This is a genomic window from Archangium sp. (assembly GCF_036389735.1).
GTDB lineage: Bacteria > Myxococcota > Myxococcia > Myxococcales > Myxococcaceae > Archangium.
On sequence record NZ_DASVWK010000536.1, the window covers coordinates 1 to 9,581 of the forward strand.

Below are 9,581 nucleotides of genomic sequence, written 5' to 3' on the forward strand. Positions count from 1 at the left end.
TGACCTCAAGGTACCGGGGACCCCCAGTGTCCGCTGTGAAGCAAGTCACAGGCTTGCTGTGAAGCGGATCACGGCTGGCAGATGACGCGAGTGCTGTCCATGGTGCACACGCTGCAGGACTTGACCTTCACCAGCGTGCCCATGCGGCACTCCAGCACGGCCGTGGCGTCGGCCGTGCACTGCCCGCGGCCCTCGGCGGACGCCGCGCATGCGTCCCCCTCGACATTGAGCGTCAGGTCGCAGCTCACGGTCTGACCATCCTCCGAGCACCCCTGGGGGCCCCTGCACGGCAACGTGCGCCACTTCTTGTCGCGGCACTCGAGGGCCTCCGTCTGGCTGGAGCAGGTGTAGCCACCGCCCTCGCACGCGTCACCCGGCTGGACGATGCAGGCGGAGAGCAGGAGGGAGCCGAACAACAACGGGAGCAGCACGAGGGAGCGGTTCATCACGGCGCCGGACGATTCCAGGCGCCGCGACCCCGGTCAACCCACGTCACCCCCGAGCGTTTCGCGGAAGTACCTCCGGAAGTTGTCGCCCAGGATGCGCTCCACCAGCGCCTCCGGGTGGCGGCGCAGGAGCACCTCGGTGAGCTTGGGCAGGTCCGTCACGTCGCGGATGCCCTTGGGCAGGGCCACCATGCCATCGTAGTCCGAGCCGATCCCCACTCCCTCCTCCCCCATCACCGACAGGGCGTGCTCGATGTGCCGGACGACGTCGTCGATGGCGTCCCCGCCCAGGTACACGGGCGCCAGGATGATGCCCACCACGCCACCCCGGTCGGCGATGCGGCGCAGCACCTCGTCCGAGAGGTTGCGCCAGCCGCCCCCCGCCCCGCGCACGCCCGTGTGCGAGGAGAAGACGCGCGCCGTCGGGTGGGCCAGGATGTCCTCCAGCGTGCGCTCGGAGGCGTGGGCCACGTCCACGCTCATGCCCACGCGAGCCATCTCCTCCAGTACCGACTGGCCCAGCGGTGACAGGGGCCGGTTGCCCATCAGTGGGAAGGACGAGCCACCCGCGGCGTTGTTGGACAGGTGGGTGAGACCCATGAAGCGCACGCCCCGCTGGTGCAGCTCGGCCACGCGCTCCACCTGACCTTCGATCGCATGGGCGCCCTCGATGCCGAGCACGGCCGAGAGCCTCCCCTCCGCGAGGTTCTCCTCCAGCGCCTGCCCCGTCGCGGTGAGGCGCACGTGGCCCTCGGAGCGGCGGCAGAACTCGGCCAGCCGGTCAATCTGCCAGAGGGCGCGGGACCACTCGGTGGCGCGAGCCTCGCGGGGCCAGCCACGCCAGATGGCGAAGGCCTCGAAGCCGCCGATGAAGGGGAAGCCGCGCGTGACGATGGTGAAGCATTGGAGCTTCATCCCCACCTCGCGCAGGCGGGGGAAGTCCACGTGCCCATCGGAGGAGCGCTCGCAGAGATCCCGGTTCCACATCAGCGAGTCCGCATGTCCGTCGGCGATGCACCAACGCTGATGGAGCTCGAGCACGTCGCTCGTCTTCAGGGCCATGGGCACAGTCTCGGGCCTGCGGCCCCCCTCCTACAAGCATTCCGGAAAAGGCGCGGCCCCCGCCCGGAAGCGGAGGCCGCGCCCCACCGCGTCATGCGCGGAGCTACTTCTTCTTGTGGTCCGGGTGCTGGGCGCTCTGCTTGTTCACGTCGATGCTGCGCAGGAGCATCTTGCCGTTCTGATCCAGCTGGTAGGAGGCGCGCACCTCGTCACCCGGCTTCAGGTCCGAGAGGGCCATCGGCTTGTCGTCCTGCATCACCTGGGTCTGCGGGTTCGCCTGGAACCGCATCATCTGGTTGTTCTTGTCCGGGATGAGCAGCGTGATGCTGCTGGCCGACGCGGACTGGATGGTGCCCTTCACTTCCTCGGTCTGGGCATTGGCCATGCCGCTGCTCTTGTCATTGGCCATGCCGCTGGCGGCGCCACTGCCACCGATGGCCTTGTGCTCGTCGAGGGCCTGCTCATTGCGGGCCTCGACCAGCTCGCGCTGCTCCTCGACCACCTCCTGCTGGGCCTCCTGCTGCTTCTCCATCGCGTCGGTGCGCGCCTCGGCGGTGCCCTGCTGCAGATCGCGCTGGACCTCCGCGTTCGTCTGCGCCGCCTCGCGCTGGGCCTCGGCCAGGTCCTGCCGCTTCTCCTGGAGTTCGTTGCCGCGATTCTGGCAGCCCACCGTCAGCCCGAGCCCCACCACCGCCACCACCGCCACCACCGCCACCACCGCCATCATGAGCTTGCGCATGTCTCCCTCTCCCTTTCCGTCCCAGACGGGGAAGGCCCCCTGTCGTGTGGCGGGAAACTGCGCGCCTGCATCGCGGATGCCCAGGCTTGTCGCCAGGAAGAAGCCGATACAGGGGCACCCGGCGGGAAGGGGGGGGCTCGGCGGCACGCCTGCTCGAAACGGGAAGAATTCGCGGGATTCCCCGCGAAAAGCTCCGACCGCCGTTCCAGGTACCGCTGTTCAGGGGGGCCTAGTCGTCACAGAAGGGCGCACCGCCCGAGGCCCAACGGTCGATGAGGGCGCGCTCGGCCTCGGTGGGCTCTGGAAGCCCCTGCTTCTGGGGCGGCATGGTGCGGAAGGTGACGGCGCGCGCGTGGATGCGAGGCGCCATCAGCTTCGCCCCCGCCACCCCCCCCTCCAGCTCGTACCGGTCGAGCCGGAAGTCCGTCCGGCCGCTCCCGATCGTCGTCGCGCCGTGGCACGAGGACACGCAGCTGGCGGCGAGAATCGGCTGGATGTCCTTGCACCAGGTGGGCACCGGCCCGGTGTTGGGGTTGGAGGTACCGGGCCCGTTGAGCACCTCGCAGGTGCGTCCCTCGCCCGGACGTGCCGCGACGCAGGTGTAGGGCTCGGGGCAGTCGGCCGCGGTCTCGCATGACTTGCCGGTGAAGTCGGGGGACTCGAGGACACAGCCGGCGAGCGCGGCGGCCCAGAGGCCCAGGATGTTCAAGGAGAGGGGCTTCATGGTGGGGCTATTGAGTACCACCATCGGCGCAGAACGGGGCACCGGCCACGACCCAGCGCGAGAGGAGGTCTCGCTCGGTCGCGGAGGGAGCGGGGCTGCCCGGGGGGGGTGGCATGTCCCGCTGATCCACGGCACGCGCCTTGATGCTCGCCGCCATGTCCCTGGCGCCCAGCACCCCGGCATCCTGGGCGTAGAGGTCGAGCCGGAAGTAGGCCTTGCCGCTCCCGCTCGTCGTCGCGCCATGGCACGAGGACACGCAACTGGCGGCGAGAATGGGCTGGATGTCCTGGCACCAGGTAGGCACCGGCCCGGCGTCGGGGGTGCCCGCGTCGGTATCCAGGGGGCGCGGGGGGTACATCACCTCGCAGGCGCGCTCCTCCCCGGAGACGGCCACACAGCGGTAGGAGGTGGGGCACTCGGAGTCCTCCGAGCAGGGCTGCCCCGGCCCGGGGGTATCGGAGAACAGGCAACCCGAGGCCGTCAGGGCGGAGGCGAGCACCAGGGATTTGAGCAGGACGTCCATGACTCGCTTCAGAAGTGGAAGGTGAGGCTCGCCTTCTCGGCGGCGGGCTCGGGGAGGAGTTCCAGCACGAGCCCATAGGCGAGGCTCAGCCCCGCCACCCCGTAGAGCACATTGGCGGTGGCGGCATGGGTGCGGGCCCGGTCGTACGCGACGCCGGACTCGCGAGCCGAGGAGAGGGTCCGGGCGCGCTGGGACTCGCCGTGGGCGAAGTAGCCGAACGCGGCGCCACCGAGGAGGACCAGGCCGCCGGCCACGAAGGCGTACCGGTGCCCGGGGAACCCGGAGGAGACCTGGGCGGTGGGGGCATCGGACGGGCGGGGGGACTCGGCGGAGGCCGGCAGCCCGAGCGTCAGCACCAGGGCGGAAGCCACGAGCCTGCTTCGGACGGTGAACATGGCCATCAGTATAGCCAGGGGGGACGCCCCGGGTGCGCGTTGACAGCGGAGGGAGGCACCTGTAGTGCGTCGAGCGCCAGCAGCGGGAGCATCGAGCCTTGACGATCTGGGTCAACGGACAGCCACGGGAAGTGTCTGAGGGCATGACGCTCGCGGCGCTGCTCACCTCGATGGAGGTGGGCGGGCCGGGAGTGGCGGTGGAGGTGAACGCGGAGGTGGTCCGCCGTGCGCGCCACGCCGAGTTCCAACTGTCCCCGCGGGATCGCGTGGAGATCGTCACCTTCGTCGGTGGCGGATAGGAGCGAGCAATGAGCGTGCAGGACAAACCCCTGGTCATCGCGGGCGTCACCTTCCAGTCCCGACTCATCGTGGGCACGGGGAAGTACCCCAGCCACGAGGTGATGAAGCGCTGCCACGAGGCCTCGGGCGCGGAGATGGTGACGGTGGCGGTGCGGCGGTTGGATCTCTCGGCGAAGGGCGAGGCCTCGCTGATGAACTGGATCGACCCCTCGCGCATGAGGCTGCTGCCCAACACGGCGCTCTGCTACACGGCGGACGACGCGGTGCGCACCTGCCGGCTCGCCGAGGAGCTGGGCATGAGCAAGTGGGTGAAGCTCGAGGTGCTGGGCGACGAGAAGACGCTCTACCCGGACGTGGAGGAGACGCTGAAGGCGGCGCGCATCCTGGTGAAGGAGGGCTTCACGGTGCTGCCCTACACCTCGGATGACCCCATCACCGCGCGCAAGCTGGAGGACGCGGGGTGCGCGGCGGTGATGCCGCTGGCGGCGCCGATCGGCTCGGGGCTGGGCATCCGCAACCCGCACAACATCCGCCTCATCCGCGAGACGGTGAAGGTGCCGGTCATCGTGGACGCGGGCGTGGGCACGGCGTCGGACGCGGCCATCGCCATGGAGCTGGGCGTGGACGCGGTGCTGATGAACACGGCCATCGCGGGCGCGAAGGATCCGGTGCGCATGGCCCGGGCCATGAAGCTGGCCATCGAGGCGGGGCGCGAGGCCTTCCTGTCGGGCCGGATTCCCCGCAAGGCGTACGCCTCGGCGTCCAGTCCCATCGAGGGGCTCGTCGAGTAGTGCTCCCGCGGGTGCTGGTCATCACCGACTGGCGCCTGCCCCGGGGGCGGCTATTGGCCGCGCTGGAGCGGGCGCTGGAGGTCGGCCCCGGGGTCGCCGTGCAGCACCGGCACCCGGAGGCCCCCGCGCGCCAGTTCCTGGAGGAGGCCCGGCTGCTGGCCGGGCTGTGCCGGGCGCGAGGCAATCCCCTCTTCGTCAATGGCCGGCTGGACGTGGCCCTCCTGGTGGGAGCGCACCTGCACCTGCCCGCCGCGGGCCTGACGCCGGAGGACGTGCGCCCGCACCTGCCCTCGGGCCGCCTCGTGAGCGTGGCGGTGCACGACGTGGAGGAGGCGCGGCGCGCCCGGGGAGCGGATCTCGCGCTGGTGAGCCCGGTGTTCTCGCCGGGCTCGAAGCCGGGGGACACGCGGCCCACACTGGGGCCCGAGGGATTCCAGAAGCTGGCCGAGGCCCTCCCCTGCCCCGCCCTGGCGCTCGGAGGCATCACCCCCGAGCGCGCCCTCCTGCTCGAACGGGCGGCGGGCTTCGCGGTCATCTCCGGGGTGCTGGAGGCGGAGGATCCGGGAGCCGCCGCGAAGACCTTGTATGCTGCGGCCCGTGAGCCCTCCCCTCTCGGATCTGCGCCCCCTGGGCCTCGGTGAGATCATCGACCGCTCGGCCACGTTCTGGCGCAAGCACCTCAAGCATCTCTTCCTGTTGAGCTTCGGCTTCAACCTGCTCACCTACATCCTCACCAAGTCCCTCCAACTCGCGATGCGGAGCACCCTCGCGATGCTCCAGGGCGCCACCAAGGGTGAGGGGGACATGGAAGCGGCGCTGCTCGGATACGGCCAGTTCCTCCTCATGACGGCCGGGATGCTGGTGGCGACCTTCTGGCTCTACTGGCTGTCCACGCTGGTGGTGTCCCGCTACGTCGTGCCAGCGCAACTCGGCGAGCCGGTGGCTCCAGCGGAGGGCGTGCGGCGCGGGCTGAACCGGCTCGGGACGTTCACCGGCGCGTATGCGCTCTCCCTGCTGTGGGCGGTGGGCGCCAACCTGCTGATGGTGCTGCCCGGAGGGCTGGTGTCCGTGGCGGGCGGGGCGATGCTGGCGCTGTCGAGCGCCCCGGGCCTCCGGATGGCCGGGGGGATCGTCCTGGTCGTCGGCATCCTGCTGGTCATGCTGGGCGGGCTGGCCGGCCTCCTCTGGTACCTGCTGCGCTTCTCGCTGCTCGGGCCGGTGCTGGCCATGGAGGAGCTGTCGGCGGTGCGGGCCTTCCGGCGCTCGGGGGAGCTGCTCTCCGGACGGGTGGAGCCGGGCTTTCTCGGGCGGGTGCGGGTGCGCGCGATGATCCTCGTCACCGTGGTGTCGGCCATCCTGCTGGCGGTGAGCATCCTCTCCGGGATGCCCGCCCTCATCGTCCAGTTCGCCTACGGCAACCCCCTGGACCCGATGAACGCCAACCCCGTGCCCCAGGCGCTGCTCGTCCCCGCGGAGCTGCTCCAGGTGATGGGACAGGCGGTGTTCAGCCCGCTGGGGCTCGTCTTCTACGCGCTCATGTACCTGGACCTGCGCGTGCGCCGGGAGGGGCTGGACCTGGAGCGACGCCTGGAGGCGCGCTCGACGCCCACGGTGGCCGCATGATGACGGGGGTGGCGCTGCTGTGGCTCGCGGCCCTGCCCTGCGAGACCCAGGCCCAGGAGACCCAGCGGCTCGCGACACTGGCCCGGGAGCAGCCGGCGGAGCTGGAGGCGTACCTCGAGGCCCTGGAGCAGCGCTGGGAGGGCCTGCCGCTGCGCTCGCCGAAGGACGACCCGCCCGAGGCGCACGCGGAGACGGCGACCCGCCGCCTCCAGGAAGCCTGTGCACAACTCGCGGCGCCCGAGAACGCGACGGGCCCCCTGCCCCACGGCGACCCCGCCCGGCTCCGGGAGATCCTCTCGCGGCCCGAGTTCGCCCAGGCGAGGCAGCGCCAGGGCGATCTCCTCCAACGGCTGATGCGCACGCTGTTGGACTGGCTGGAGGAGCTGCTCCAGACGCGGCAGGCGCAGAGCTTCGCGTCGAGTACCCGGACGGTGGTGCTGGTGCTGGGCTTCGCGGTGGCGCTCTTCGCGGTGCTGCGCCTGCGCCACTGGCGGCGGGGCCCGGCGCGGCGGGGAGCGGAAATGGGGACGGATACCGCGATGGCGCTGGTGCTCGACTCCCCGGGTGAGCACCTGGCACGGGCGCGGGCGGCGCTGGGCGGCCAGCCACGAGAGGCCATCCGGGAGGGGCTGCTGGCCTTGCTGTCCTCGCTGGAGACGAAGCGGCTGGCGCGACCGGATCGCGTGAAGACGAACCGCGAGCTGGTGGGCGAGTTGCCCGGACGCGGCGCCTCCGCGCAGCTCACGGGAGAGGTGGAGCGGCTGGTGCGCTGGTACGACCGGGCCTTCTACTCGCTTGAGCCGGTGCCCTCGGAGGACGCGGCGCGCTTCGTGGACGAGGTGGAGCGGCTCCACCAGGGGCTGGCGGGGGCGCGGGCATGAAGGGCCAGTGGACGACGGCCATCCTCTATGGCGTGCTGGTGACGGCGGCGCTGGCGCTGGGGCTCGCGACGAGCCGGGGGGAGCCTCCATCGACGGTGCCCTCGGTGGACAACCCGGGCCCCCAGGGGCTGCGGGCGCTGTACCTGTACCTCCAGGAGTCGGGCGCGCCGGTGTCGGCGCACGCGAACGCCTTCGACGCGCCAGGACTTCCCACGGGCTCGGGAACCGTGGTGGTGGCGGCACCGGCGGGGCAACCCGTGACGAAGTCCGAGACCGAGGCGCTGCGCGAGTGGGTCCGCGCGGGCGGGACGCTCGTCTATCTGGTGGCGCGCGACTCGAAGCAGCGGCAGGCGCGGCTGGACGACTGGCTCCAGGTGTCCGACGGGCCGCTGCTGGCGCCGAGTTCCGAGGGACTGCCTCCCGAGGAGAAGGACCTCACGGGCACGACGGCGCGCGTCTGGGTGCCGGTGGGCGCGGCCCGTGGCCTGGAGCACTTCCGCGTGGCGGCGGATCGCGGCCTCACGGTGGTGAGACCGGAGGCGGTGCCCCTGGCGGGAGCCAACGGCGCGGCGGTGATGTGGCGGGTGCCGGTGGGGTCCGGCGAGGTGTACGTGCTGGCGGGCCCGGACCTGGCGGAGAACCGGCGGCTGGAGCTGCTGGACAACCTGCGCTTCTGGGAGGCGCTGTCGGCGCGCGGGCCGGTGGCCTTCGACGAGTACCACCACGCCCTGGGCCCGCGGAGGGAGCCTCCGTCGGCCCGGGGCCTGTGGGTGTTCGCGGCGCAGGCGCTGGTGGTGGGGCTGCTCTACGTGGTGGCGCGCGGCACGCGCTTCGGCCCGCCCCGGCCGCTGGTGGAGGAGAAGCACCGCTCCGCGCTGGAGTACGTGCGCTCGCTGGGGTGGCTGGCGCGGCGCTCGAAGGTGGAGCGTGAGCTGGTCCCCGAGCTGGCACGACAGCTCCGGCGGCGGATGCACGAGCGCCTGGGCATCCCCCTCGCGCTGCCGGAGGATGAGGCGGCGCGGGCCCTGGAGCAGACCTGCGGGCTCCCGGCCGCGGACTACCTGGCTGCCCGGGAGGACCTCGTCCGGACGATGGAGCAGCGGGAGATCCGCCCGAGCGACTACGCCCGCCTGGCGCGCCGATACGCTCGATTCGAGGACATCGTCACCGGGCGTGTGACGCCCCCTGTGACGAAGACGTAGGCCTGGCCCAGGCGGTTGACCAGGCCCATGGTGAAGTTGGTCAGGATTCGCTTGTCATTCTTTGCGTGTCATTGACCGCCAGCGGGCGCGTGCTGACACGTCAGTAGTCCGAGCTGACGTGTCAGCGGACATGTCAGCGCGGGCTCCTCCTCCAACCCAGACCTGATTTTATTCCGTTGCGAGGGAGGGGCCGTGCATCCGGATGCTGGCCGTGTTCCTGCACTTGCCCCCAGGGACGTTCACAACGGTAATTCCGTTGCGTGAGTAATCCATTTGAACGAAGTCCCTGGCGCCACCCATGTGTTCATGGTAGGACTTTTAGTGCGTGTGTCCCGTCGTATGGGAACCCCAACCCATCCATGCCGTTCCAACGAGGCCTCACTCGCAAGGGGGGGATGAGGCCTCGGTCCTCCACACCCCTGTCAGCAGGAAGTCCTTCTTCAATGGCTCGGAATCATCTCCGTTCTTCGTCCCGGTCTACCCTCGGCAGGAATCTGGGGCGCGTCGGTCTTCTCATCGGCCTCTCCGGGGCACTCACCGGAGCTCGCGTACAGGCCGCCGCGCCGCAGCCCGCCGGAAAGGCCTCGCCCAGCGTCTCCGCGGCCTCTCCCATGATTTACGACGTGGACTCGTCGCAAGTGCAGGCTTTCCTGGCCAAGGGACAGCTCGCCCAGGCCCAGGCCGCGTTCGACACCTTCGCCTGGCAGAATTTCCTGGCCTTGAGCTCGCCCGCCGACGCCAACGGCAACCCGGACTTCAACGTGCAGAAGGACGACCCCAAGCAGCCCCGTGTCTGGGAGTTCTTGCGGGAGGCCGGTACCGTGTTCCTCCCGGATGGCGCCCAGCCGGAGCCTTGGGACGGCACCACCAGGAAGCTCGCCGCCCAGGTGAAGCG

The 9,581-nt window shown here is 70.9% G+C and carries 13 protein-coding genes; 7 read left to right on the forward strand and 6 right to left on the reverse strand.

What is annotated here, in order from left to right:
* Positions 1-68 precede the first annotated feature (68 nt).
* The 6 genes from VF794_RS18715 to VF794_RS18740 all read right to left on the reverse strand — a co-directional run bounded on the left by VF794_RS18715 (position 69) and on the right by VF794_RS18740 (position 3,865).
* Positions 69-446, reverse strand: coding sequence for a hypothetical protein (locus tag VF794_RS18715; protein ID WP_331112288.1), 378 nt, complete (start codon positions 444-446; stop codon positions 69-71).
* Between the two features lie 36 nt (positions 447-482).
* Positions 483-1,508, reverse strand: coding sequence for a dipeptidase (locus VF794_RS18720; protein WP_331112290.1), 1,026 nt, complete (start codon positions 1,506-1,508; stop codon positions 483-485).
* A 103-nt stretch (positions 1,509-1,611) separates the two neighbouring features.
* A complete protein-coding gene (locus VF794_RS18725; protein ID WP_331112292.1) occupies positions 1,612-2,247 on the reverse strand; it encodes a DUF5666 domain-containing protein in 636 nt (211 codons plus the stop codon).
* Between the two features lie 229 nt (positions 2,248-2,476).
* On the reverse strand, positions 2,477-2,971 hold the full coding sequence (locus VF794_RS18730; RefSeq protein WP_331112294.1) for a hypothetical protein: 495 nt from the start codon (positions 2,969-2,971) through the stop codon (positions 2,477-2,479).
* Between the two features lie 7 nt (positions 2,972-2,978).
* The gene (locus VF794_RS18735) at positions 2,979-3,494 is read right to left on the reverse strand and encodes a hypothetical protein (protein ID WP_331112296.1); all 516 of its coding nucleotides are present in this window, start codon (positions 3,492-3,494) and stop codon (positions 2,979-2,981) included.
* Positions 3,495-3,502: 8 nt separating this feature from the next.
* Positions 3,503-3,865, reverse strand: coding sequence for a hypothetical protein (locus VF794_RS18740; RefSeq protein WP_331112298.1), 363 nt, complete (start codon positions 3,863-3,865; stop codon positions 3,503-3,505).
* A 122-nt stretch (positions 3,866-3,987) separates the two neighbouring features.
* Between VF794_RS18740 and thiS the strand changes: the two genes are divergently transcribed.
* From thiS to VF794_RS18775, 7 genes are all read left to right on the forward strand, one after another.
* Entirely contained in the window at positions 3,988-4,188 is a 201-nt protein-coding gene (thiS, locus tag VF794_RS18745) for a sulfur carrier protein ThiS (protein ID WP_331112300.1), read from the forward strand.
* A 9-nt stretch (positions 4,189-4,197) separates the two neighbouring features.
* Positions 4,198-4,980, forward strand: coding sequence for a thiazole synthase (locus VF794_RS18750; RefSeq protein WP_331112302.1), 783 nt, complete (start codon positions 4,198-4,200; stop codon positions 4,978-4,980).
* Positions 4,980-5,621: a thiamine phosphate synthase gene (locus tag VF794_RS18755; RefSeq protein WP_331112304.1), complete on the forward strand. Its 642-nt coding sequence runs from the start codon at positions 4,980-4,982 to the stop codon at positions 5,619-5,621. Before VF794_RS18750 ends, VF794_RS18755 begins: the two co-directional genes overlap by 1 nt.
* A complete protein-coding gene (locus VF794_RS18760) occupies positions 5,578-6,603 on the forward strand; it encodes a hypothetical protein (RefSeq protein ID WP_331112306.1) in 1,026 nt (341 codons plus the stop codon). The genes VF794_RS18755 and VF794_RS18760 overlap by 44 nt, the downstream gene beginning before the upstream one ends.
* Positions 6,600-7,484 carry a DUF4129 domain-containing protein gene (locus tag VF794_RS18765; protein WP_331112308.1) on the forward strand — a complete coding sequence of 295 codons (885 nt, stop codon included), beginning with the start codon at positions 6,600-6,602 and terminating at the stop codon, positions 7,482-7,484. Before VF794_RS18760 ends, VF794_RS18765 begins: the two co-directional genes overlap by 4 nt.
* A complete protein-coding gene (locus VF794_RS18770) occupies positions 7,481-8,686 on the forward strand; it encodes a DUF4350 domain-containing protein (RefSeq protein ID WP_331112310.1) in 1,206 nt (401 codons plus the stop codon). Before VF794_RS18765 ends, VF794_RS18770 begins: the two co-directional genes overlap by 4 nt.
* 638 nt (positions 8,687-9,324) lie before the next feature.
* On the forward strand, positions 9,325-9,581 hold a 257-nt coding region (locus tag VF794_RS18775), incomplete at its 3' end, for a hypothetical protein (protein ID WP_414640924.1).

Coding starts and splice junctions, on each gene's coding strand:
- VF794_RS18715 (WP_331112288.1), bottom strand. CDS start 446: ATGAACCGCTCCCTCGTGCTGCTCCCGTTGTTGTTCGGCTCCCTCCTG.
- VF794_RS18720 (WP_331112290.1), bottom strand. CDS start 1,508: ATGGCCCTGAAGACGAGCGACGTGCTCGAGCTCCATCAGCGTTGGTGC.
- VF794_RS18725 (WP_331112292.1), bottom strand. CDS start 2,247: ATGCGCAAGCTCATGATGGCGGTGGTGGCGGTGGTGGCGGTGGTGGCG.
- VF794_RS18730 (WP_331112294.1), bottom strand. CDS start 2,971: ATGAAGCCCCTCTCCTTGAACATCCTGGGCCTCTGGGCCGCCGCGCTC.
- VF794_RS18735 (WP_331112296.1), bottom strand. CDS start 3,494: ATGGACGTCCTGCTCAAATCCCTGGTGCTCGCCTCCGCCCTGACGGCC.
- VF794_RS18750 (WP_331112302.1), top strand. CDS start 4,198: ATGAGCGTGCAGGACAAACCCCTGGTCATCGCGGGCGTCACCTTCCAG.
- VF794_RS18765 (WP_331112308.1), top strand. CDS start 6,600: ATGATGACGGGGGTGGCGCTGCTGTGGCTCGCGGCCCTGCCCTGCGAG.
- VF794_RS18770 (WP_331112310.1), top strand. CDS start 7,481: ATGAAGGGCCAGTGGACGACGGCCATCCTCTATGGCGTGCTGGTGACG.